This window comes from Oricola sp. (genome assembly GCF_965230365.1).
GTDB lineage: Bacteria > Pseudomonadota > Alphaproteobacteria > Rhizobiales > Rhizobiaceae > Oricola.
Genome location: NZ_OZ246003.1, coordinates 1142838 through 1164961, shown reverse-complemented (window position 1 = coordinate 1164961; position 22124 = coordinate 1142838). Strand labels below are relative to the sequence as shown.

General features: G+C 62.7%; 22 protein-coding genes and 1 tRNA gene. 8 read left to right on the top strand and 15 right to left on the bottom strand.

Going from position 1 to position 22124, the window contains the following annotated elements; translation table 11 throughout:
• Nucleotides 1–174 precede the first annotated feature (174 nt).
• Together ACO06R_RS05645 and ACO06R_RS05640 are read left to right on the top strand one after the other, a co-directional pair.
• Nucleotides 175–585, top strand: coding sequence for a hypothetical protein (locus ACO06R_RS05645; protein WP_421857210.1), 411 nt, complete (start codon nt 175–177; stop codon nt 583–585).
• A 186-nt stretch (nt 586–771) separates the two neighbouring features.
• Complete coding sequence (locus tag ACO06R_RS05640; protein ID WP_421857208.1) at nt 772–1716, top strand: alpha/beta fold hydrolase; 945 nt, start codon at nt 772–774, stop codon at nt 1714–1716.
• 19 nt (nt 1717–1735) lie between these two features.
• On the opposite strand, the gene hisN is transcribed toward ACO06R_RS05640, so the two are convergent.
• On the bottom strand, nt 1736–2524 hold the full coding sequence (gene hisN, locus ACO06R_RS05635) for a histidinol-phosphatase (RefSeq protein ID WP_421857206.1): 789 nt from the start codon (nt 2522–2524) through the stop codon (nt 1736–1738).
• Nucleotides 2525–2705: 181 nt separating this feature from the next.
• On the bottom strand, nt 2706–3596 hold the full coding sequence (locus ACO06R_RS05630) for an N-formylglutamate amidohydrolase (RefSeq protein ID WP_421857204.1): 891 nt from the start codon (nt 3594–3596) through the stop codon (nt 2706–2708).
• A gap of 218 nt (nt 3597–3814) precedes the next feature.
• Between ACO06R_RS05630 and cpdR the strand changes: the two genes are divergently transcribed.
• Both cpdR and ACO06R_RS05620 read left to right on the top strand, forming a co-directional pair.
• Nucleotides 3815–4177, top strand: a complete 363-nt coding sequence (gene cpdR, locus ACO06R_RS05625) for a cell cycle two-component system response regulator CpdR (protein ID WP_421857202.1) — start codon at nt 3815–3817, stop codon at nt 4175–4177.
• 68 nt (nt 4178–4245) lie between these two features.
• A tRNA-Val gene (locus ACO06R_RS05620) sits at nt 4246–4320 on the top strand.
• Between the two features lie 122 nt (nt 4321–4442).
• Here the strand turns inward: ACO06R_RS05620 and ACO06R_RS05615 are convergent.
• Genes ACO06R_RS05615 through ACO06R_RS05595 form a run of 5 tightly spaced genes read right to left on the bottom strand, consistent with a single transcriptional unit; the run spans nt 4443 to nt 10278 of the window.
• A complete protein-coding gene (locus ACO06R_RS05615; RefSeq protein WP_421857200.1) occupies nt 4443–5723 on the bottom strand; it encodes an amidohydrolase family protein in 1281 nt (426 codons plus the stop codon).
• A complete protein-coding gene (locus ACO06R_RS05610) occupies nt 5720–6661 on the bottom strand; it encodes an ABC transporter permease (protein ID WP_421857198.1) in 942 nt (313 codons plus the stop codon). The genes ACO06R_RS05615 and ACO06R_RS05610 overlap by 4 nt, the downstream gene beginning before the upstream one ends.
• A gap of 2 nt (nt 6662–6663) precedes the next feature.
• A complete protein-coding gene (locus ACO06R_RS05605) occupies nt 6664–7713 on the bottom strand; it encodes an ABC transporter permease (RefSeq protein WP_421857196.1) in 1050 nt (349 codons plus the stop codon).
• The gene (locus tag ACO06R_RS05600; protein ID WP_421857194.1) at nt 7703–9256 is read right to left on the bottom strand and encodes an ABC transporter ATP-binding protein; all 1554 of its coding nucleotides are present in this window, start codon (nt 9254–9256) and stop codon (nt 7703–7705) included. Before ACO06R_RS05600 ends, ACO06R_RS05605 begins: the two co-directional genes overlap by 11 nt.
• Nucleotides 9256–10278, bottom strand: coding sequence for a BMP family protein (locus ACO06R_RS05595; RefSeq protein WP_421857192.1), 1023 nt, complete (start codon nt 10276–10278; stop codon nt 9256–9258). The genes ACO06R_RS05600 and ACO06R_RS05595 overlap by 1 nt, the downstream gene beginning before the upstream one ends.
• A gap of 181 nt (nt 10279–10459) precedes the next feature.
• Here ACO06R_RS05595 and ACO06R_RS05590 point away from each other — a divergent pair, with 181 nt between their 5' ends.
• A complete protein-coding gene (locus tag ACO06R_RS05590; protein ID WP_421857190.1) occupies nt 10460–11119 on the top strand; it encodes a M23 family metallopeptidase in 660 nt (219 codons plus the stop codon).
• Here the strand turns inward: ACO06R_RS05590 and ACO06R_RS05585 are convergent.
• Complete coding sequence (locus ACO06R_RS05585) at nt 11113–11406, bottom strand: hypothetical protein (RefSeq protein WP_421857188.1); 294 nt, start codon at nt 11404–11406, stop codon at nt 11113–11115. The two genes, ACO06R_RS05590 and ACO06R_RS05585, sit on opposite strands and share 7 nt — an antisense overlap.
• A gap of 223 nt (nt 11407–11629) precedes the next feature.
• On the opposite strand from ACO06R_RS05585, the gene ACO06R_RS05580 reads away from it, so the two are divergent.
• A complete protein-coding gene (locus ACO06R_RS05580) occupies nt 11630–12100 on the top strand; it encodes a MaoC family dehydratase (RefSeq protein WP_421857186.1) in 471 nt (156 codons plus the stop codon).
• A 15-nt stretch (nt 12101–12115) separates the two neighbouring features.
• On the opposite strand, the gene ACO06R_RS05575 is transcribed toward ACO06R_RS05580, so the two are convergent.
• Genes ACO06R_RS05575 through ACO06R_RS05560 form a run of 4 tightly spaced genes read right to left on the bottom strand, consistent with a single transcriptional unit; the run spans nt 12116 to nt 17255 of the window.
• Nucleotides 12116–12661: a sarcosine oxidase subunit gamma gene (locus ACO06R_RS05575; RefSeq protein WP_421857184.1), complete on the bottom strand. Its 546-nt coding sequence runs from the start codon at nt 12659–12661 to the stop codon at nt 12116–12118.
• Nucleotides 12654–15656 (bottom strand): sarcosine oxidase subunit alpha, encoded by a 3003-nt coding sequence (locus ACO06R_RS05570; protein ID WP_421857182.1) that lies wholly within the window; start codon nt 15654–15656, stop codon nt 12654–12656. Before ACO06R_RS05570 ends, ACO06R_RS05575 begins: the two co-directional genes overlap by 8 nt.
• Nucleotides 15653–15985, bottom strand: a complete 333-nt coding sequence (locus ACO06R_RS05565; RefSeq protein ID WP_421857181.1) for a sarcosine oxidase subunit delta — start codon at nt 15983–15985, stop codon at nt 15653–15655. The genes ACO06R_RS05570 and ACO06R_RS05565 overlap by 4 nt, the downstream gene beginning before the upstream one ends.
• Nucleotides 15986–16001: 16 nt before the next feature.
• The gene (locus ACO06R_RS05560; protein WP_421857179.1) at nt 16002–17255 is read right to left on the bottom strand and encodes a sarcosine oxidase subunit beta; all 1254 of its coding nucleotides are present in this window, start codon (nt 17253–17255) and stop codon (nt 16002–16004) included.
• A gap of 494 nt (nt 17256–17749) precedes the next feature.
• On the opposite strand from ACO06R_RS05560, the gene rpsU reads away from it, so the two are divergent.
• Complete coding sequence (rpsU, locus tag ACO06R_RS05555; RefSeq protein WP_175278240.1) at nt 17750–17971, top strand: 30S ribosomal protein S21; 222 nt, start codon at nt 17750–17752, stop codon at nt 17969–17971.
• Nucleotides 17972–18079: 108 nt separating this feature from the next.
• A complete protein-coding gene (locus ACO06R_RS05550; RefSeq protein WP_421857177.1) occupies nt 18080–18958 on the top strand; it encodes a tetratricopeptide repeat protein in 879 nt (292 codons plus the stop codon).
• A gap of 172 nt (nt 18959–19130) precedes the next feature.
• On the opposite strand, the gene ACO06R_RS05545 is transcribed toward ACO06R_RS05550, so the two are convergent.
• From ACO06R_RS05545 to ACO06R_RS05535, 3 genes are read right to left on the bottom strand one after another with little or no spacing between them, the layout of a single operon-like run.
• On the bottom strand, nt 19131–20531 hold the full coding sequence (locus ACO06R_RS05545) for an NAD(P)(+) transhydrogenase (Re/Si-specific) subunit beta (protein ID WP_421857175.1): 1401 nt from the start codon (nt 20529–20531) through the stop codon (nt 19131–19133).
• An 11-nt stretch (nt 20532–20542) separates the two neighbouring features.
• Nucleotides 20543–20965, bottom strand: a complete 423-nt coding sequence (locus ACO06R_RS05540; RefSeq protein WP_421859222.1) for a proton-translocating transhydrogenase family protein — start codon at nt 20963–20965, stop codon at nt 20543–20545.
• Nucleotides 20965–22122 (bottom strand): Re/Si-specific NAD(P)(+) transhydrogenase subunit alpha, encoded by a 1158-nt coding sequence (locus ACO06R_RS05535; RefSeq protein ID WP_421857173.1) that lies wholly within the window; start codon nt 22120–22122, stop codon nt 20965–20967. Before ACO06R_RS05535 ends, ACO06R_RS05540 begins: the two co-directional genes overlap by 1 nt.
• Nucleotides 22123–22124 lie beyond the last annotated feature (2 nt).

Here is a 22124-nt window from a genome sequence, read left to right as displayed (position 1 = left end):
GTCCGCAGCACATATTTGGTGTCGGCGATCGCGGCCTTCAAGACGGCGTTTCTTTGATGAACGCAGGATGAACAACGCTTTCCGGCGCCGTTCAGGCGGGCGGTGGCAATCTGGCGCCACATCAGAGGCCGGCAAACCGGCTCATCCAGACATACCAAGCCAATGGAGATCGACATGAAGAAGCTTTTGATCACCGCCGCGACTGCCGCTCTTGTGTCGGCCGGGTCGGCTGGTTTCGCCAACGCCACTCCGGCCACCGTTCCGGCCATTCCGGTTATCGACGCGCCCGCGGTCGCCGGCCGGCTGGTGCACGAGGTGGGTGGAAAACACGCCAGGCGCTACCTCTTGCCGCCGCGCGTCGTCCGCCACAAGCTGCGCAAGCGCGGCTACCACCATATCCGCCGGGCCGGGTTCATTCGCGGCGACTACATCTTCATCGCGCGCAAGCACCACAAGCTGTTCAGGTTGCGTGTCGACGGCCGCACCGGCCGGATTGTCGTGCGCCATCGCCTCCGCCGCCACTGGGACAATCCCGGCGTCCATTTCGGCAACGGCAACCTGACCTTCTACTACGGCTGGAACTGACCGGCCGACGGAAACCTGCCGGGCTGCATCGTCCCTTCCAGTCCGGTCGGCAGCCGGGAGCACCGCGCGGTGCTCCCGGTTTTTCTTTGACCTTTGACAGGCCGGAACCTAACACTCCGCGTCGGGACAATCACCGGCCAAGTACGGGCCAAGTACGGGCCAAGCACGGACCTTGACGCCAAACCGATGACGACACTGCGGCAAACCGAGAGCAATCCGTTACCCGACACCGATGCCGCCGGCTTTGTCAGAACGCCGGACGGCTTTTCCATCCGCTATGCGGTCTGCAAGGCAGCCGGCTCCGCCAAGGGCACGATCATTCTCCTGCACGGCCGCAACGAAACGATCGAGAAATACACCGAGACCGTCCGCGACCTGCGCGATACCGCAATGGACATCGTGACCTTCGATTGGCGCGGACAAGGCGGCTCGGATCGGTTCTTTCGCAATGGCGGACCGGGTTACATCGACGACTTCGAGCAGTACTCCATCGACCTCGACACGATTTTTCGCGAGATCGTGCTGCCGGACTGTCGCCCGCCCTACCATATCATCGCCCATTCGACCGGTTGCCTGATCGCGCTTTACAGCGCCCCGGTCATGGCCAACCGCATCCGGCGCATGGTCTTGTCGGCACCGCTTCTCGGCCTGCCGGTGCCAGCGACACAGAATGCTCTCGCGCGATTCGTGGCCGGGGTGCTCTGCTTCATCGGCCTCGGCAACATTTATCTTGCCGGCGGCCCGCCCAAACAGTTGCGCCAACCCTTCGAAACCAATGCGCTGACCTCCGACCCCGACCGCTATGCGCGCAATGTCGAACTCGTCGAACAGCATCCCGATCTGGCGCTGGGGGGCCCAACGCCGGCGTGGACATCCGCGACGTTTCGCGCCCTCGACGCGATCCGCCGGCCCGCACACATGGCCGCGACAACGATCCCGACACTGATCGTCGCCGCCGGCCGCGACACGGTGGTCTCCAATGCCGCCTGCGAGAGCCATTCGCGCCGCCTGCGGTCCGCCTCGATGCTGACCATCAACGGCGCGAAGCACGAAATCTTCCAGGAAGCCGACATCTACCGACGGCAATTGCTGGCGGCCATCCGCGCCTTCATTCCCGGCACCGAAGACTAGGTTCGGCAGATCGCCGGACCTAGCCGCTCAGCACCGCCAACGCAGCCGCATGCAATGCCGGGTTGGCGGCCGCCAGGATATCGCCGCCGTCGGCCGCGTTGCCGCCTTGCCAGGTCGTCACCACGCCGCCGGCCTGCTCGATAACTGGGATCAGCGCGGCAATGTCGTAGGTCTTCAGACCGGGTTCGACGACAATATCGGCGTAGCCCGCCGCCAGCATGGCGAACGCATAGCAGTCGCATCCATAGCGCGAGAGCCGGGATCGCGCTTCCAGCCGGTTGAAAGCTTCCCGTGTCGCGGTGTCATAGAGAGCCGGCGAGGTCGTAAAGACGATCGACTCGCTGATATCGGTGGTCGCACTGGTGGAAATGGGCCGTGCGTCCGCGTTGCCGCGCATGAACTGGCTGCCGGAACCATCGGCAACATAGAGCTCGCCGATATAGGGCTGCGACATGAAGCCCGCATGCATGTGACCGTCGACCCGCAACCCGACAAGCGTTCCCCATGTCGGGAGGCCCGAGATGTAGGCGCGCGTGCCGTCTACCGGGTCGATGATCCACACGTGGGAATGATCACCGCGCACCGTTCCGAACTCTTCGCCGACGATACCGTGTTCCGGATAAGCCTCTTCGATCAACGCGCGGATCGCGCGCTCGGCATCGCGGTCTGCCTGGGTTACCGGGTCGTATCCGCCCTGCTCCTTGTTTTCGACCGCGGTTGCAGTGCGAAACAATGGCAATGTCCGCTTGGCGGCGGCGCCTGCGAGCCGTTGCAGGAACGCAACATCCGGCAACGAATACGTGGTCATATCGGCTCCCTGTCCTTGGTTTCCGGGGATTGGCCGCGATGCAACAGAAGTTTCACATTGCAGCGCATTGACAATTGTGCGTCGCAGCATATCTGTGCGCTCGACAGCTTGCTGTCACGCCCTTTTCGGGGCGTATCCTCCCTAGACTTTGGCCGCACCGCTCCGCGCTGCGGCCCTTTTTTTATTCAGCGGCTATGCTGTAGTTGAAGAAGTGCCGGTCAGGAAGCGCCATCAGCCGGGAAATGAAGGTCGCGATGTCGTCGCGCAGCTGATGGAACGAAGGCTTGCGCTGCAGCGTATGTTCCTCGACATAAAGGCCGCGATTGACCTCGATCTGCAGCGCGTGCAGGCCCTTGAGCGGGCGTCCGTAATGCTCGGTGATAAACCCGCCCGCATAGGGTTTGTTGGAGGTCACCAAATACCCCATCGAGGACAGGATTTCGGCCGCGGCCTCGCTGACATCGCGCCCGGCGCTGGTTCCGAACCGGTCGCCGATGATGAAGTCCGGCCGGATTCCGTCCTGGCCGTAGCGCACCGAGGCGGGCATCGAATGGCAATCGATCAGCACCGCAAAGCCGAACTGGCGGTGGGTCTGCGAGAGCAGGTCGCGCAGTGCCTGATGGTAGGGCTTGTAGATATTGGCGATCCGCGCCTGGGCTTCCGCTATCGGCAGGCTGCGCCGGTAGATCTCCGCCCCCTCCGACACCAGCCGGGGGATCGTGCCGAGCCCGCCGGCGACCCGTATCGAGCGCGAATTGGCAAACGCCGGCAGGCGCTCGACGAACATGCGCGGATCCAGCTCATAGGGCTCGCGATTGACATCGAGATAGGCGCGCGGGAAATGCGCCATCAACAGCGGCGCGCCAAGCGGAACCGCGCCAGAGAACAGCTCGTCGACGAAATAGTCTTCCGAGCGGCGGATCGACACTTCGTCCAGCCGGCTCATGCGTAAAAAACGTTCGGGATAATAGCGTCCGCTATGCGGAGAATTGAACACGAAGGGGACCCGCTGGTCAGCCGGCTTCCTGACTTCGAAAGCCGGATGATCGGCAAAGTCGGGATCGCAGAACATGGGCCTCCAGAACCGTTTAACCAGTTTCGCGGATTCGCTGATTGATTGTTGACAGCAGCGCGGCGTCCTGTCCAGTGTGCAGTGTCATTGCGACGGTCCAGACGGGACCAAATGTCCGTGAATTTGAGATTAATACACCGGTTGTTTACCATGACGGGCGATGACTGGGACGAGTGGATTTTTAGCAGGCGTTTGCAACGCGACCGACAGGCTTGAACATGAATCGCATCCTCCTTGCCGAAGACGACAACGACATGCGCGCATTCCTGGTAAAGGCGCTCGAGAAGGCGGGTTACCAGGTCACCGACTATGACAATGGCGCCAGCGCCTATGAGCGCCTGCGCGAGGAACCCTTCTCGCTGCTGTTGACCGACATCGTGATGCCGGAGATGGACGGTATCGAACTGGCGCGCCGCGCCACCGAACTCGACCCGGATTTGAAGGTGATGTTCATCACCGGTTTCGCGGCTGTCGCGCTCAATCCCGACTCCAACGCGCCGAAGGACGCCAAGGTGCTTTCCAAGCCCTTCCACCTGCGCGAACTGGTCACCGAAGTCGACAAGATGATCAAGGCGGCCTGAAGCGCCGAATTCCGCAAATCAGTCTCTTGACCGCGCAAGGCTGTTATGGTGTATGCGCGCATCTGACCGGGCGGTTAGCTCAGCGGGAGAGCACTACGTTGACATCGTAGGGGTCACTGGTTCAATCCCAGTACCGCCCACCATCTTTCCTCGACGATCCGGAAGAACGGCGCCAGCGATCTTTCCGCCGAAGATGTCGTGCGTGCCCAGCGGCCAAGGGTGGCGGCCACGCATCGCGTTTCAAATCCGATGAATGGAAACGAACCTACCGTTTGAACCGCCGGTTGACGGAGGCAGGCCTTCCCGGCAGCGACAGATCCGTGTCCTGGCGCTTGCGCCGGGCGACGACCTTGCCGTTGGAGACCACCAGCAACCGCTCCGGCCGGAGCCTGATCGCCTCGACGGGATCGCCGGCATCCAGCACGACCAAGCTGGCGCGCTTGCCCGCCTCGAGGCCGTAGTCGTCAAGCCCCATGATCTTCGCCGTCTCCGACGTCACCATGTCGAAGCAGCGCCGCATGTCGGCCGGACTGGTCATTTGCGCCACATGTAGCCCCATGAAGGCGACGTCCAGCATGTCGGCCGTGCCGAGCGGATACCACGGGTCGAGCGCGCAATCCTGGCCCCATGCGACGGTGATACCGTAACGCAGCATCTCCGGCACCCGGGTCAGCCCGCGCCGCTTGGGGTAGGTGTCGTGCCGGCCCTGGATGGTGATGTTGATCAGCGGGTTGGGGATGGCGGCAACCTCGGCCTCCGCCATCAATGGTAGCAGCTTGGAGACATAGTAATTGTCCATCGAATGCATCGAGGTCAGATGCGATCCGGCCACCCTGCCCTGCAGGCCAAGCCGCTGCGTTTCATAGGCGAGTTGCTCGATATGGCGCGACATCGGGTCGTCGGTCTCATCGCAATGCAGATCGACCATCAGCCCGCGCCCGGCGGCGATCTCGCAAAGCTCGGTCACAGATTTACGGCCATCGTCCATGGTGCGCTCGAAATGCGGAATGCCGCCGACGATATCGACACCCATGTCGAGTGCCTGCAGCGTCAGCTCCCTCGCCTTCGGCGCGCGATAAAAGCCGTCCTGCGGGAAGGCGACGATCTGCAGGTCGAGATAGGGTTTGACGATGTCGCGCACCGCGAGCAGCCCCCGCACCCCGGTCATCGCATGGTCGTCGCTGGTGTCGACATGGGTGCGGATTGCCAGAAGCCCCATCGAGACGGCCCAGTCGCAATAGGCGAGCGCCCGCTCGATGACCGCTTCCTCGGTCAATAGCGGTTTCAACTCGCCCCACAGCGCAATGCCTTCCAGAAGCGTGCCGGACGCATTGATGCGCGGCTGGCCGTAGGACAAGGTCGCGTCCATGTGGAAATGCGGATCGATGAAGGGCGGCGACACGAGATTGCCGGATATGTCGATCGTTTCCCCGGCCTCGGCGTTGATCTCCGGTTCGATCGCCGTGATGGTCCCGCCCGACACGGCGATGTCGGCGACCGATCCGTCCGGCAGCGAGCCGCCCTTGAGCAGCAGGTCGATACTCATCTCTCGCCTTTCTGGTATGGCACCATGAGAGCCTTGGGATAGGTGGCGCGGCGCGCGACGACGATCAGCGCCAGGATCGACAGCACATAGGGCAGCATCAGGAAGATCTGGTAGGGGATGACCCCGCCGGTCACCTGCTGCAGGCGGATCTGGTAGGCGTCGAAGGCGGCGAACAGGATGGCGCCGATCAGCGCCTTGCCCGGCCGCCAGGACCCGAAGACAACCAGCGCGATGCAAATCCAGCCACGCCCGTTGATCATGTCGAAGAAAAAGGAGTTGAAGGCGCTCATGGTCAGGAAGGCGCCGCCAATGGCCATCAGCGCCGAGCCGACTGCGACCGCGCCCATGCGGATCGCCGTGACGCTGATCCCCTGCGCCTCGACGGCTGCCGGGTTTTCGCCAACGGCACGCACTGCCATGCCGACCGGCGTGCGGTAGAGTATCCACGCAACAAGCGCGACCGTCACGAAGGCCAGATAGGTGAGCGGCGTCTGGTTGAACAGTGCCGGGCCGAACAGCGGTATGTCGGAGAGATACGGGATCGCATAGGGCTGAAACGGCTCGATCTTCGGCGGCGACGTCACCTTGGGCAACGACACGCGATAGATAAAGTAGGTCAGGCTGGTCGCCAGCAGCGTGATGCCGATGCCGGTGACATGCTGCGACAGGCCAAGCGGCACCGTCAGGAAGCCATGTAAGAGCCCGAATGCCGCGCCGGCCAGCGCCGCGATCAGGACGCCTGTCCAGAGATCGCCGCCGAGATAGACCGTGATCCAGCCGGCAAACGCGCCCGCCGTCATGATCCCCTCGATGCCGAGATTGAGCACGCCCGCCCGTTCGCAGATCAGTTCGCCCATCGTAGCGAAGATCAACGGCGAGGCGATACGGATCGCGGCTACCCAGAAGCTGGTGGTCAGCAGGATTTCGAATGCTTCCATCGTTACCTCCACCGGATCCGGTAACGGGTCAGCATGATTGCGGTGACCATGGTCAACAGCGCGGTGGCGACCATCACCTGGGCAATGTAGCTGGGCACGCCGGCGGACCGGCTCATCGCGTCGGCCCCGACGAATATGCCGGCGACGAAGAGCGCTGAAGCCACGACGCCGAGCGGGTTGAGCATCGCCAGCATCGCGACAACGATGCCGGTGTAGCCAAAGCCCGGCGACAGATCGAGCGTCAGGTTGCCCTTCAGCCCCGCCACTTCCGAGAAACCGGCGAGCGCGGCGAGGCCGCCCGACAACAACGCCGTCTTCATCAGCACCCGGTTGACCGGTATGCCGGCGAAACGCGCCGCCTCGGCATTGTTGCCGACCGCCCGCATCTCGTAGCCGAGCGTGGTTTTCTTCATGATCACCCAGACGATTGCCGCGCTCGCCAATGCGATGACGAAGCCGTAGTGCAGCCGCTTGCCCTGGATCAGCCGTGGCAGTTGTGCATCGGCGACCACGCGTTTCGATTGCGGCCAGCCAAGCCCCATCGGGTCCTTAAGCACGCCTTCGAGCAGCATCGAGACGAACAGGATAACAATGAAGTTCAACAAAAGCGTCGTCACCACCTCGTCGACCCCGAAGCGCACCTTCAGAATTGCCGGGCCGAGCAGCAACAACGCACCGGCAAACATGGCGCAGATCATGATCAGCGGGATCAGGCCCGGTGCCGGCAAGGCGACCGCACCGGTTCCCAGAACCACGGTCGCGACCGCGCCGATGTAGAGCTGCGCCTCCGCGCCGATGTTCCAGAGCTTCGCCTGGAAGGCAACGGCGACAGCAAGCCCGGTAAAGATCAGCGGCGTTGCGCGCGTCAGTGTTTCCATCAGCGCGAATTGCGAGCCGGCCGCCCCTTTGATGACCAGCCAGAAGACGCTGAAGGGCGACGCGCCGGCGATCAGCACCAGGACCGAGGCGATCAAAAGCGTCGCGACAATCGCGCCGGCCGGATAGAGCAGCGTGGCGGCCAGACCGGGCGCCTGTTTCGATTCAAGCCGCATCGTGAACTCCATCGCTGAAGCCATGCCCGGCCATGCGCTCGCCGATCTCGCGCACCGACAACTCGCCGCGCTTCGAAGGCGGCGACAGTCGTCCCTTGGAAATCACCACAACCCTGTCGGAAAGCGCGAGCACCTCGTCGAGATCTTCGGAAATCAGCAGGATCGCAGCGCCGCGATCGCGCGCCTCGACGAGCTTGGCGTGGACATAGGCGACCGCGCCAACATCGAGGCCGCGCGTCGGCTGGTTGGCCAGGATCACCCGCGGCTCGCCGTCGAAGGCGCGCCCGAGGATCAGCTTCTGCATGTTGCCACCCGACAGCAGGCGCACGCGCGCATTGGGCGACGGGCATTTTACGTCATAGTCGCGAATGATCGTGTTGGCGAAGTCCTCCGCCGCCTTCCAGTCGAGAAACCCCATGCGACTGAAACGGCGCGAACGGTAGGCCTCGGAAATCACGTTCTCGGTAACGCTCATGTCGCCGATCATGCCGATGGCATGACGGTCTTCGGGAATACGGCCGATGCGGTGCGCCAGCGCGGCACGCGCCGTCCAGTCATGAATCGTCTCGCCAAAAATGCGGATCGAACCTGTCTCCGGCCGCATGGTTCCGGCAATCAGCGCGGCGAGCGCGGCCTGGCCATTGCCGGAAACACCGGCCAGTCCGGTAATTTCGCCCTCGTGCAGGCTGAGGTCGATATTGTCGAGCGGCGCACCGCCGGCGCGGCCCGCTGTCGACACGCCGGCAAGCTCGATTACTTCGGCGCCGGCCGAATGCGGGACCACTTCCGGTTCCTCGATGGTCTCGCCAACCATCAGCGCCGCCAGTTCGGCACGGTCGGTATCCACCGTCCGGCGTTCGCCGGAGATACGGCCCGAACGCAGCACCAGGACGCGGTCGCTGACCGCCATCACCTCGTTCAGCTTGTGCGAAATGAAAATGATCGAAAGCCCGGTGGCGACGAGCTTTTTCAGCGTGGCGAACAATGCGTCGGTTTCGAGCGGCGTCAGCACTGCTGTCGGTTCGTCGAGGATCAGCACGCGTGCGTCGCGATAGAGCGCCTTGAGAATTTCCACACGCTGGCGCTCGCCGACCGAAAGATCGGAGATCAACGCGTTCGGCCGCACCTGAAGTCCGAAGTCGCGCGACAGATCATCGATACGCGAAAGCGCTTTCCTGCGGTCGAAACGCGGCGCAAACAGGCTCTGCGTGCCGAGCGCGATGTTATCCAGCACCGTCATCTGGTCGGCCAGCGTGAAATGCTGGTGCACCATGCCGATGCCGGCCGTGAGCGCGGCGCGTGGCTCGCCCGGCGGCAAGCGTTTGCCGAACGCTTCCACGGTTCCCTCGTCGGCCACGTAATGGCCGAAGAGGATGTTCATGAGCGTCGTTTTGCCGGCGCCGTTTTCACCCAGCAGCGCGACGACCTCGCCGCGCTGCAACTCGAATGTGACCGCATCGTTGGCCGTCAGCGGCCCGAAACGCTTGGTTATGTTCGAGAGGCGGAGAACGGTCTCCACTTTCCCGCCCCCCTCGACAGTCATCAGCTCGATTTCGGTTCTTCGTCGTTGATCTCGACGACGAAGTCGCCGGCCATGATTGCTTTCTGCTTGGCGGCGACCATGTCGAGCGCCTCCTGTGGAACCTTGCCTTCGAATGTGCCGAGCGGCGCCAGTGAGCAGCCGCCCTGGTTCATGAAGGAGTAGATGCCGTAGTTCTCGGCCTTGAACGTTCCCGCCTTCACCTTGGCGAGCGCCGCGTCGAGCGTCGGCTCGAAATGCCATAGCGCGGATGCAACAACGGTTTCCGGGTAGTCCGGCTGCGTGTCGATCACGTTGCCGATCGCAAGGATGCCCTTTTCCTTCGCCGCATCGGAAACACCGAAGCGTTCGGCATACATGATGTCGGCGCCGGCATCGATCTGCGCAAACGCCGTCTCCTTGGCTTTCGGCGGATCGAACCACGACCCGATGAAGGCGACCTGGAACGTGGTGTCGGGCGCCATCTCGCGCACGCCGGCCATGAAGGCATGCATCAGGCGGTTGACTTCCGGAATCGGGAAACCGCCGACCATGCCGATGTTTTTCGACTTGGTCATCGCGCCGGCGATGATGCCGGAGAGATAGGACGCGTCCTGGATGTAATTGTCGAATACCGCGAAGTTCGGCGTGTCGTCCTGCGGCAGGAAGCTCGAACCGAGAAGATAGGCCTTCTCCGGATAGTCGCGCGCGACCTGACGGGCGGCGTCTTCCACGGCGAAGGCCTCGCCGATGATCAGGTCGTGGCCGGCCTCTGAATACTCGCGCATGACGCGCTCATAGTCGCTGTTGGAGGTGTTCTCGGAAAAGACATATTCGATCTCGCCGCGGTCGACGGCGGCTTGGGCCGCGATATGGATACGGCTCACCCATTGCTGCTCGACCGGTACGGTGTAGATCGCAGCGACCTTCAGCTTCTGCATGGCGCTCGCCCGGCCGATCAGGCCCGGCATGGCAAGAACAGTCGCGCCGGCGGCACTGGCCTTGAGCAATCGGCGGCGATTGGGCATAAACGTATTTCGGGACATTGCTGGCTCTCCTCTGTGAAAACGGTGTCCGGTTTCCCGCCGTATTTTTTTGATCAAACGGTAAAGTCATTTATACAAACTGACAAGAGGGCATTCCCCACCCCACGAAATGGGCGGTTCGGCTTGCGCTTCGCGCGCCGATCGGCCAGTTTCAGCACCGCACGCGAACCGGAACCGCCCTATGCAAAAAAGACCGATGGCTTTCCTCGCCGCCGGCGCGGCACTGCTTGCCGCTGCCGGCTGTACGCTCAGCGAATTGGGCGATGCGGCGATCTACAATCCGAATTTCGAAGCGCCGATCGAAGTATTCATGGATCCGCGCGCGCCGTCGATCTCACAGCAATTCCGTGTCTCCAACAAGCCGGTCTCCGATGGTGGCGTGTCGACCATGCATGAGGGGATCGATGTTATCGCGCGAGCGGGAACGCCTATCATCGCGGCCGGCGCCGGCACCGTCAGCAGTTCGTTGTTCGAGCCGGCCTACGGCCATCGGGTCGTTATCGACCATGGCGTCGATGCGACCGGGCGGCGCACCTCCACAGTCTATATGCATTTGGCAAAGCGTCTGGCCACTCCGGGCCAACGTGTCGAGCGTGGCGAACAAATCGGCACGATGGGCCGAACCGGTTTTCTGGCCGGCGGCATTTCGCATCTGCACTTCGAGGTCCACCGCGAAATCAAGGGCCACGGCATCATGGTCCAGGATCCGCACAAGTTCTGGGCGCTGGGTGTCGGTCGCGTCACCTGCTTCGATCCGAACATTCCGCTTGAGTCGACTGCGTTTCGTATCACCTATCCGGTGCCCTGCCGGGGCATTGAATTGGCCGGCATTGGTCAGTAGCCAAGCCGATTCAGCGTGCCCTTGAAGATGGCGAGCACCGCCAGCGTGACAAACGCACCGCTGACGATCGAGACCGCATGCAATGTCACATCATTGATGAAGTGGAAATGCAGATATCGCGGGAGATGATAGCCAAGAAATCCGCCGGTCATCAGAATAACCGTGTTGGTGCTCGTGCCAAATCCGTCATCGCCCATCAGACCGTCCATGGCGATGCCAACGATATAGGCTCCGGCCACGCAAAACAGCATGACCGATATGAACAGTCCGAGGTCGTGACCAAACATGGCTCGTATTCCGTTCAAGCGGGACTACCAGCCAGATTAGCGGAAGAACCTGAACTCGCCGTTCACGGCGCAAGAGCAAAGGATGCCGCCATGCACACGCCTTGTTAAGGTATGCGGCAGCCTCATTTTTCTTTCCGGGCCTTGATCTGCTGGCCTACTCCGCCATAAGGCGGACGCTTCACCGAGCCGCAGGAAATCGGCGGGACACCGCCAGGAAACCACAATGACAACGATATCGATCGACGACATACCCGGCGCCATTGGCAGCGAAATCGGTCGCTCGGAATGGCGGACCGTCACCCAACCGATGATCGACGCGTTTGCCGAAGCGACCGACGATCATCAGTGGATCCATCTCGATGCGGAACGCGCCGCCGCCGAGACACCCTTTGGCGGCACCATCGCCCATGGCTTCCTGACACTGTCGCTGCTGTCGACGCTCGCCTACGAAGCCATCCCCCCGCTCGAAGGCGCGACGATGGGTATCAATTACGGGTTCGAGCGCATCCGCTTCATGGCGCCGGTCAAATCGGGTGCGCGGGTGCGGGCGATCTTCAAGCTCGCCGATGCCGACATCCGGCCTTCGGGCCGCGTCCTGTCGACCTACGAGGTAACGCTCGAAATCGAAAACAGCATCAAGCCGGCCCTGACCGCGGTCTGGCTGACGCTGGCCGTGGTCGAGCGCGAAGACTGAACCTGCGGGAAGCCGTCAGAGGCTCCGCGCAGCGTCTTCCAGGAGATCGAACGCATAGGTCGAAAACGACCGCCAGCATTCCACCCGGAATTCGGTTTCCGAGGTCCGGTAGAGCACAACTTCGACCTTTCCGAACACGGTGCGCGAACAGGCCGAAACCGGGAAAGCCTCAAGCGACAGGTCCTGCGGGCAGCCCGCGCTCAGCACGTCGGTCGCGTCCGGGCCCGAGACTATAATCGCGGTGTTGCGATGCGAGACATCGACAGCGCAATGCAACGCCTCGGCGCGGCCAAGGTCGATCATCGGATCGCGCTCGCCCTCATCGATGATCAGCCATTCATCCGGCCCGATCCACAATGCGGCGCGCACACCGGCACTTGCCGACTGCTTCGGCGCGATCGGTAGCTCGACGCCGAGCGCCTTGCCGATGGCGCCGACTGCATCCTCGCCCGCGCGCAACGAAACCCGCATCGCCGGCCCGGCCGAACGGATCGACACATTGGCGGCGGCGGCAGCCCGCCCTTCGAGCGGCATTGCCCGGGAAAACTGCACCTCAGCCATTGAGCCGGCTCCCTTCCTTGTCGAAAAACACCGTCTCGCACACCTCGACCTCGATCGCCCCATGGGGCATCGGTACGTAGAGCGTCTCGCCCATGCGTTCGAATCCGTTTTCGACCAGTGCCATGGCGATCGGATGGCCGCAATTCTCCGACCAGTAGGACGACGACACCCAGCCGCACATCTTCATCGGGATCGGCTGGTTCGGATCGACGACAAGTTGGGCGCCCTCCTCCAACACGGTCTTGCCGTCCTTGACCTTCAGGCCGACAAGCTGACGGCGGCCCTCGGCGACGAGATCTGGCCGCATAAGGCCGCGAATGCCGACAAAGTCGGTCTTCTTTTTGCCGACCGCCCAGGACAAGCCCGCATCATGCGGGGTCACGGTGCCGTCGGTATCCTGGCCGACGATGATGTAGCCCTTCTCGGCACGCAGGACGTGCATGGTTTCGGTGCCGTAGAGGCACATCCCCATCGGTTCGCCACGGGCCTGCAGCGTGTCCCAGACCTGCCGGCCATAATCGGCAGGCACGTTGATCTCGAACCCCGCTTCGCCGGTAAACGACATGCGGAAGAGGCGCGTCGGCACCCCGCAGATCCGGCCCTCTGCCATGCTCATATGCGGGAACGCATCATTCGACAGGTCGATCCCCTCAACAAAGGGTTCGATGATCTCGCGCGCCTTCGGCCCCTGAATTGCGATGACCGCCCATTGCTCCGAGGTCGAGGTCAGCCAAACCTTCAGTTGCGGGAATTCGGTCTGCAGATAGTCTTCCATGTGATGCAGCACGCGCGGCGCGCCGCCGGTCGTCGTGGTGACATGGAAGCGGTCTTCAGCGACGCGGCCGACCACGCCGTCATCATAGATGAAGCCATCCTCACGGCACATGATGCCGTAACGCAACCGACCGACGCCAAGCTTCAGGAACGGATTGGTGTACATCAGGTTCAGGAACTCGGCGGCATCCGGCCCGACAACCTCGATCTTGCCGAGCGTCGATGCATCGAACATGCCGGCAACCTCGCGCACCGTGCGGCATTCGCGGTTGACGGCGGCATGCATGTCCTCGCCTGCGCGCGGATAATACCAGGCGCGCTTCCACTGGCCGACATCCTCGAAAACGGCACCCGCAGCCACTTCCGATTGATGCATCGGCGTATGGCGCGCCGGATCGAAAATCTTGCCGCGCTGATGGCCGATGATCGCCCCGAACGTCGTTGGCGTGTAGGGCTGGCGGAACGTGGTCAGGCCAACCGCCGGGATCTCGCGGCCCAACGCCTCGGCTGCGATCGCCAGGCCATGCAAGTTGGATAGCTTGCCCTGGTCGGTCGCCATGCCGTTGGTGGTGAAGCGCTTGACATGCTCGATCGAGTGCATGCCCTCCTGAACGGCGAGCCGGATATCCTTGGCGGTCACGTCGTTCTGAAAATCAACGAATGCCTTGATCACCTTGCCCGGGCCTGCGCCCGGCCCGGCGCCGGCCATGCCGCCGGTCCAGTTTCCGCCGCCCTCCGTCGCGATTTTCACGCTGGCCTTTTTCGCCTTGGGCCGCGTTTTCACGGCAGCTCTTTCGCCGGCCGCCAGCGCTTCCTCGACCGTGCCCGCCAGATCGTCGGTGCCGTTGCAGGCGCCGACGCTGACGCAGTCCTGCGCGTAGGTTCCAGGCAGGAAGCGCTCGGTCTCCGCATCCCATGCAACCTTGCCGCGCGACTGCGAGAACATGTGCACCGAAGGCGTCCATCCGGCGCTCATCAACAGCGCGTCGACGGGAATGACCTCGGCACGGCCGCCGTTTTTCGGCTCGACGCTCATCGATGCAACACGCATCTTGCCGCCGGTGCCGGTGACCGCATGGCCGGCAAGCACCCGGATTCCGAGCGACTTGGCCTCTTCGACCGCGCCGCCCTGTGGATTGGCGCGCAGATCGACGATGGCCGGGATGTCGACGCCGGCGCGCTTCAAATCGATCGCCGCCGCATAGGCAGATTCGTTGGCCGTGTAGACACCCACCTTGCGGCCGACCGCGACGCCATAGTGGTTGAGATAGGTGCGAGCGGCCGAAGCCAGCATGATGCCAGGACGGTCATTGTTGGCGAACACCATGTGGCGCTCGATCGCCCCTGCGGCGATGATCACCTTGCGGGCGCGCACCTGCCAGAGCCTTTCGCGCGGCGAATCGGCGCCGGGCGCGGCGAGATGATCGCTGACACGTTCGCAAAGCGCGACGAAGTTTTGCGCGTGATAACCGAAGGCTGTCGTGCGCGGCAGCACGCGCACATTGTCCATCGCCGCCAGTTCGGCGACGGTCCGGCGCGCCCAGTCGTATCCGCATAGCCCGTCGATTCTGGCCTCTGTTTCAAAGGCCAGCGCGCCGCCGAATGACTGCCGCTCGTCGCAGATGATCACCTGCGCGCCCGACTGGGCCGCAGCCAGCGCCGCGCTCAACCCGGCCGCGCCTCCACCGATCACCAGCACGTCGCAATGCGCGAAACGCGAAGCATAGTGGTCGGGATCGGCCTCATCGGGCGCCACGCCTAGCCCCGCTGCGTAACGGACGAAAGGTTCGTAGACATGCTTCCAGGCCGCCTTCGGCCACATGAAGGTCTTGTAGTAGAAGCCGGCGGCGAAGAACGGCGAGCCGATATCATTGATCGCGCCGACGTCGAAGGCCAGCGACGGCCAGCGGTTCTGGCTGACCGCGTCTAGGCCGTCATGAATTTCCTGCACTGTGGCGCGCACGTTTGGCGTGGTGCGCGCATGGTCGCGGCGCACACCGACCAGCGCATTCGGCTCCTCCGGCCCGGCCGAAAGAATGCCACGCGGGCGGTGATACTTGAACGAACGGCCGATCAGGTGAACGTCGTTGGCGATCAGCGCCGACGCCAGCGTGTCGCCCTCCAGCCCGGTATAGGACTTGCCGTCGAAGGTGAAAAGGACGGTGCTGGCAGGGGTAAGCCGGCCAGTTCCGGCAAGACGATTGGTCCCGGCGGCGTTCATCTTGCGTCCTTTCCGCGTTCCGCGGCGGCCGAATTCGCATTATCGGCGAAAACCAGTTCGGGCTTCGGCTCGCCGGCCTTGTAGGTCATCAGGATCTTGTCGGTGACGGTGTCGCGAACCACGTTGAAGAAACGGCCGCAACCATGCACATGCCGCCAGCGCTCAAAGACGATGCCCTTCACATTGTCGCGGATGAAGAAGTACTTGGTGAACTCCTCGTCCGAGATATTCGCGATATCGGCCGGCCGTTCGATATGCGCCTCGCCCGCATACCGGAACTCCACTTCCGGACGCTCTTCCTCGCAATAGGGACAATAAATCATCAGCATTTCGGTCTCCCAGCTCCTAGTGAGCCACAGCGGCGGCAGCCGCCTCGTCGATCAGCCGGCCGGTCGAGAACCGTTCGATCGTGTAGCCCGCATTGATGGCATGCGGATTGTCGTTGGCGATGGTGTGCGCGAAGACATGACCCGAGCCCGGCGTCGCCTTGAAGCCGCCGGTTCCCCAGCCGCAGTTGACGAAAAGCCCCGGCACCGGGGTCTTGGCGATAATGGGCGAGCGGTCCGGCGTCACGTCGACGATGCCGCCCCATGACCGCAGCATCTTCATGCGCGTGAACATCGGGAACAGCTCGCAGATCGCCTCCAGCGTGTGCTGGATGATGTGCAGGCCACCGGTCTGCGAATAGGAGGTGTACTGGTCGGTGCCGGCGCCAATCACCAGTTCGCCCTTGTCCGACTGCGAGATATAGGCGTGCACGCTGTTGGACATCACCACGCACGGAAAGCACGGCTTGACCGGTTCGGATACCAGCGCCTGCAGCGGATAGCTCTCCAGCGGCATCTGCACGTCGGCCATCTGCATGATCACCGAGGTATTGCCGGCTGCGACGACACCGACCTTCTTGGCACCAATGAAACCGCGCGATGTTTCCACACCGCTGATCTGGCCGTTGCCCGCACGCCGGATCGCGGTCACTTCGCAGTTCTGGATGACATGCACGCCGCGGTCGGCGGCTGCACGCGCATAGCCCCAGGCAACCGCATCGTGACGCGCCGTGCCGCCACGCCGTTGCAGCGCCGCACCCATCACCGGGTAGCGCGCCGACCGCGAAATGCTGAGCGGCGGGCAGTATTCCTTCGCCGCTTCCGGCGTTAGCCATTCATTGTCGACGCCGTTCAGGCGGTTGGCGTGGATATGGCGCTTGAACACCTGCACGTCGTGCACGTTGTGCGCCAGCATCATGACGCCGCGCGGCGAGTACATGACGTTATAGTTCAGGTCCTGCGACAGGTTTTCCCACAGCTTGACCGCATGGTCGTAAATACCCGCCGATTCGTCATAGAGATAATTGGAACGGATGATGGTGGTGTTGCGGCCCGTATTGCCGCCGCCAAGCCACCCCTTTTCCAGGACCGCGACATTGGTGACGCCATGCTCCTTGGCGAGATAGTAAGCCGTGGCGAGGCCGTGCCCGCCGGCGCCAATGATAATAACGTCGTACTCTTTCTTCGGCTCCGGGGATCCCCATTGTGGCCCCCAGCCTTTGTGGCCGCGCATCGCTTCACGCGCCAATGCAAACCCGGAATATCTCCGCATTGCACTTCACCTCGTCAGGTCATCAAAATTCGGGCGCAAAGCGAACCTCAGCGCACATCCGGGCTGAGGATTAACCGCTTGTGATCGGCCTGTCTTGACGTTTTGCGACCTGCATCTGTGCCGCTTGCGCCGTTCGCAAACAAGCGAAAGGGAAAGAAGGCACGGGATGGGGCAAATATTCCGTGCCTTCTTTCGACCTGCCGAGCGAAACCGCCGGGCAGATATCAAATTGCCGACTGGATAGACAGCGAAGTCCGCTATAAAGTGAAACCGCGCAAAACTCTACGTAAACTTGACGCTTTTATATAAAAATCATGTGAATATCCGACGGACCATGGGGATAACTGCGCGCATGACAAACTCCCGCGCTGCTAGTGGACAACCAGCGGCGATTCTGGTATCTGCAGCCATCTATCTGCGATGGCGTCATCGCGGAGCGGGTATCTTTGATCCGCCGAAACCGAAATAACACCGAACAGAAAGTTGGGATCCACGTGCAAGTTCTCGTACGCGACAACAATGTTGATCAGGCCCTCCGCGCTCTGAAAAAGAAGATGCAGCGCGAAGGCATTTTCCGCGAAATGAAGATGCGCGGTCATTACGAAAAGCCGTCCGAAAAGCGTGCCCGCGAGAAGGCGGAAGCCGTCCGCCGCACCCGCAAGCTGGCCCGCAAGCGCGCGCAGCGCGAAGGTCTTCTGGGTGGCCGCGGCCGCTAAGCGGTCTTGTCGCGTTTTCGACTCTTTTTGAATTGAAAAGGTGGCGTTGCGAACAGTGACGCCGCCTTTTTTGTTTCGAGCGCGGCCCCGAGGCCGGAGTGTGCATGGATGACATCCGTACCGCGAAACACAGATAGTATCGTTGTGGCAACGGCGAACCGCGTACGCCGCCGCAGTCGGCTGGCGCTTGCGCTAGTCGCCGCACTTGGTGTCGCCGGCTGCCAGACCGCCGAGATCGACGAATCGCCCTTTGCGGCGGCGATCGAGGAAGAACAGGGCAGCGAACTGAACATCGCTTCGCTGACAGAAGTGATCCGCGCCAATCCCAATGATCCGAGCGCCTACAACGTGCGTGGCTCGGCTTTTGGACGCGCCGGCCAGTACCCCGAAGCGCTGCGCGATTTCGACCGCGCCATCCAGCTCAACCCGCGCTACTTCGAGGCCTACGCCAACCGCGCCCTGATTCATCGCTTCACCGGCGATCTCGCGCGCGCCGCCGCCGACTACAACAGCGCCATCCAGATCAATCCGAGCTACGACACCGCCTATATAGGCCGCGGCGAGCTCTACCGCCGGGCCGGGCGCACAACCGAAGCTTTCGGCGATTTCCAGAAAGCAATCCAGCTGGACACGACGGACCCGCGCGCCTACCACCGCCGCGGACTGGTCTACCAGAGCCGCAGCCAGCATGACTTCGCCATCGACGATTTCTCGACCGCCATTTCGCTGCAGCCGAACGCCCCGGAACCCTACAACGGACGCGGCATCTCCTATGTCGCGCTGAACCAGCTCGACAACGCGTTCGATGATTTCAACTTCTCGCTACGCCTCGACAAGGGAATTGCCGAAAGCTGGTCCAACCAGGCGCTGGTCTATGAAAAGCGCGGCAAGGTCACCGAGGCACGCGATTCCTATCGTCAGGCGCTGCGCCTCGATCCCGACTACCAGCCAGCCCGCAGCGGACTGGAGCGCATTGGCAGTTCCTGACCGTCTATTTCTCCCGTTGAGATAGCGGCCCGGCAGAGCGCGACCTTGCCGCCCGCCCATGCGCGGATCGCCTAGCCAGACCGGGCAAGGTCACACAAGGCATAACATGCAAATGAAAAGGGGCCCCGTCCGGGCCCCTTGCTCAACTTGCTTTGACCGGGCGAGACACCCCTTAGTGGTCCATCGCCTTGACGATTTCCTCGGTCATCTTCTTGGCGTCGCCGAGCAGCATCATCGTGCCGTCCTTGTAGAACAGCGTGTTGTCGATGCCGGCATAGCCGGAGCCGAGCGAGCGTTTGACGAACAGGCAGGTCTTGGCCTTGTCGACGTCGAGGATCGGCATGCCGTAAATCGGCGATTGCGGATCGTCGCGCGCCGACGGATTGGTCACGTCGTTGGCGCCGATCACATAGGCGACATCGGCCTGCGCGAACTCGGAGTTGATATCCTCCAGTTCGAACACCTCGTCATAGGGCACATTGGCTTCGGCCAGCAGCACGTTCATGTGGCCCGGCATGCGGCCGGCGACCGGATGGATCGCGTAGGAGACTTCGACACCAGCCTCCTTCAGCTTGTCGGCCATCTCGCGCAGTGCGTGCTGCGCCTGGGCGACTGCCATGCCGTAGCCCGGAACGATGATCACTTTCGACGCATTGGTCATCAGGAAGGCGGCGTCGTCTGCGGACCCCATCTTGACCGTCCGGTCGATGCCGTCATCGCCGCCTGGCCCAGCCGTCTCGCCACCGAAGCCGCCGAGAATGACCGAGATGAACGAGCGGTTCATGCCCTTGCACATGATGTAGGACAGGATCGCGCCCGACGAGCCGACCAGCGCACCGGTGATGATCAGCGCCAGATTGCCGAGCGTGAAGCCAATACCGGCTGCCGCCCAACCCGAATAGGAGTTCAACATCGACACGACGACCGGCATGTCGGCGCCGCCGATCGGAATGATGATCAGAACGCCCAGGACCAGCGACAGGATGACGATCAGCCAGAACACGAAGTGGCTCTCGGTCATCACCAGCAGGGCGATCAGCACCACCAGTCCGATCGCCAGGCCGGCATTGATGACATGGCGCGCCGGCAGCATGATCGGCTTGCCGGACATGCGCCCGTCAAGCTTCAAGAAGGCGATAATCGAGCCGGTGAACGTGATCGCGCCGATGGCCACGCCAAGGCTCATTTCGACCAACGCCTGGCCATGAATATGCCCGACTTCGCCGATCCCGAACGAGGACGGCGTGTAAAGCGCGGCGGCGGCGACCAGCACGGCCGCGAGACCGACCAGCGAGTGAAAGCCGGCCACCAACTGCGGCATGGCCGTCATCGGGATGCGCTGGGCGATATAGGCGCCGACACCACCACCGATACCAATACCGACCAAGATCAGCAGCAAACCGCCGATGCTCGGCGATGCCAATAGCAGCGTCGTGACAATGGCGATTGCCATGCCGATCATGCCATAGCGGTTGCCCTGACGGCTGGTGGTCGGATGCGATAGTCCGCGCAAGGCCAGGATGAACAGGATCCCGGAAACCAGGTAGAGAAACGCAGCGAGGTTCTGTCCCATGATTCAGTGCCTCACTTCTCTTTTTTCTTGTACATGGCGAGCATGCGCTGGGTTACCAGGAAGCCGCCGAAGATGTTGACGCTGGCCAACACCAGCGCGACGAAACCGAAGCCCGAAGCAAGGCCCGACGCGGAAATACCGACCGCCAGCAATGCGCCGACGACAATCACCGACGAGATCGCGTTGGTGACGGCCATCAGCGGCGTGTGCAGTGCCGGCGTCACCGACCAGACCACGTAGTAGCCAACGAAGATCGCCAGCACGAAGATCGCGAAGCGGAAGATGAACGGATCGATCGCCCCGCCCGAGGCGCCATGGGCGGCGGCCCCGGCGGCGTCGGCGACGCCGGAAGTGTGATTGAGCACCGCATCCTGCAATGCGCCGACAGCCTTGTTCAGCTGTTGAATGGCATCTGCAACGCTTTGTTCGGCCATCATGCGCCTCCTTCCGTCTTGCCGGCGTCCTGCGGCGCGCCGAACCGTTCATGCACGACCGCCCCGTCATGGGTCAGCAGCGTTGCCTTCACCAGTTCGTCCTCGAGATCGATCTTCAGTTCGCCGGCTTCCTTGTCGATCAGCGTCTCCAGGAAGGCCAGCAGGTTCTTGGCATAAAGCAGCGACGCCGATGCGGCGATACGGCCGGCCATGTTGAGATATCCGACCACCTTTACGTCGCCGACAATCGCCACGTCGCCCGGCTTCGCACCCTCGACATTGCCGCCGCGCTCCACCGCGAGGTCGACGACAACCGAGCCCGGCTTCATCGACTTCAGCATGTCGGCACTGACCAGCTTCGGCGCGGGCCGACCGGGGATCAGCGCTGTAGTGATAACGATGTCCTGCTTGGAGATATGCGAAGCAACCAGTTCGGCCTGCGCCTTCTTCTCCTCGTCGGTCAGTTCGCGGGCATAGCCGCCCTCGCCCGACGCATCCTTCAGCGCGTCGGTCATTATGAACTTGGCGCCAAGCGATTCCACCTGTTCGCCAGCGGCCGCGCGCACGTCGGTCGCTGTCACCACCGCGCCGAGACGCCGCGCCGTGGCGATTGCCTGCAGCCCGGCCACGCCAGCACCCATGACGAAGACCTTGGCAGCCGGCACCGTGCCAGCGGCCGTCATCATCATCGGCATCGCACGGTCGTAGAGATCTGCGGCGTCGATAACCGCTTGGTAACCGGCGAGGTTCGCCTGCGATGACAGCACGTCCATTACCTGTGCGCGGGTGATACGCGGCATCAGTTCCATGGCAAAAGACGACACGCCGGCCTTCGCAAGGGCTGCCAGTTCATCGCCTGCGTCATAAGGGTCCATGATCGCAAGAACGGCAGCGCCCTTCTTGATCTTGGCAAGCCGCTTGGCATCGGGACGGCGCACGCACAACACGACGTCGGCCTTGGCGATTGTCGCTGCGGTTGCAGCCTCTGCGCCAACGGCGGCAAAATCCGCGTCGGGGATACGCGACTGAAGTCCCGCACCTTTTTCCACAAAAACAGTGCAACCAAGCCCGACCAGCTTCTTGACGCTGTCCGGCGAGGCGGCGACGCGCGATTCATTGGCGTCGGACTCTTTCGGGATGTAGATGGTAATCGGCAAGC

What these genes read in the sequence shown, in the direction of transcription:
- ACO06R_RS05645 (WP_421857210.1), top strand. Translation starts at nt 175, where the DNA reads ATGAAGAAGCTTTTGATCACCGCCGCGACTGCCGCTCTTGTGTCGGCC.
- ACO06R_RS05640 (WP_421857208.1), top strand. Translation starts at nt 772, where the DNA reads ATGACGACACTGCGGCAAACCGAGAGCAATCCGTTACCCGACACCGAT.
- hisN (WP_421857206.1), bottom strand. Translation starts at nt 2,524, where the DNA reads ATGACCACGTATTCGTTGCCGGATGTTGCGTTCCTGCAACGGCTCGCA.
- ACO06R_RS05630 (WP_421857204.1), bottom strand. Translation starts at nt 3,596, where the DNA reads ATGTTCTGCGATCCCGACTTTGCCGATCATCCGGCTTTCGAAGTCAGG.
- cpdR (WP_421857202.1), top strand. Translation starts at nt 3,815, where the DNA reads ATGAATCGCATCCTCCTTGCCGAAGACGACAACGACATGCGCGCATTC.
- ACO06R_RS05615 (WP_421857200.1), bottom strand. Translation starts at nt 5,723, where the DNA reads ATGAGTATCGACCTGCTGCTCAAGGGCGGCTCGCTGCCGGACGGATCG.
- ACO06R_RS05610 (WP_421857198.1), bottom strand. Translation starts at nt 6,661, where the DNA reads ATGGAAGCATTCGAAATCCTGCTGACCACCAGCTTCTGGGTAGCCGCG.
- ACO06R_RS05605 (WP_421857196.1), bottom strand. Translation starts at nt 7,713, where the DNA reads ATGCGGCTTGAATCGAAACAGGCGCCCGGTCTGGCCGCCACGCTGCTC.
- ACO06R_RS05600 (WP_421857194.1), bottom strand. Translation starts at nt 9,256, where the DNA reads ATGACTGTCGAGGGGGGCGGGAAAGTGGAGACCGTTCTCCGCCTCTCG.
- ACO06R_RS05595 (WP_421857192.1), bottom strand. Translation starts at nt 10,278, where the DNA reads ATGTCCCGAAATACGTTTATGCCCAATCGCCGCCGATTGCTCAAGGCC.
- ACO06R_RS05590 (WP_421857190.1), top strand. Translation starts at nt 10,460, where the DNA reads ATGCAAAAAAGACCGATGGCTTTCCTCGCCGCCGGCGCGGCACTGCTT.
- ACO06R_RS05585 (WP_421857188.1), bottom strand. Translation starts at nt 11,406, where the DNA reads ATGTTTGGTCACGACCTCGGACTGTTCATATCGGTCATGCTGTTTTGC.
- ACO06R_RS05580 (WP_421857186.1), top strand. Translation starts at nt 11,630, where the DNA reads ATGACAACGATATCGATCGACGACATACCCGGCGCCATTGGCAGCGAA.
- ACO06R_RS05575 (WP_421857184.1), bottom strand. Translation starts at nt 12,661, where the DNA reads ATGGCTGAGGTGCAGTTTTCCCGGGCAATGCCGCTCGAAGGGCGGGCT.
- ACO06R_RS05570 (WP_421857182.1), bottom strand. Translation starts at nt 15,656, where the DNA reads ATGAACGCCGCCGGGACCAATCGTCTTGCCGGAACTGGCCGGCTTACC.
- ACO06R_RS05565 (WP_421857181.1), bottom strand. Translation starts at nt 15,985, where the DNA reads ATGCTGATGATTTATTGTCCCTATTGCGAGGAAGAGCGTCCGGAAGTG.
- ACO06R_RS05560 (WP_421857179.1), bottom strand. Translation starts at nt 17,255, where the DNA reads ATGCGGAGATATTCCGGGTTTGCATTGGCGCGTGAAGCGATGCGCGGC.
- ACO06R_RS05550 (WP_421857177.1), top strand. Translation starts at nt 18,080, where the DNA reads ATGACATCCGTACCGCGAAACACAGATAGTATCGTTGTGGCAACGGCG.
- ACO06R_RS05545 (WP_421857175.1), bottom strand. Translation starts at nt 20,531, where the DNA reads ATGGGACAGAACCTCGCTGCGTTTCTCTACCTGGTTTCCGGGATCCTG.
- ACO06R_RS05540 (WP_421859222.1), bottom strand. Translation starts at nt 20,965, where the DNA reads ATGGCCGAACAAAGCGTTGCAGATGCCATTCAACAGCTGAACAAGGCT.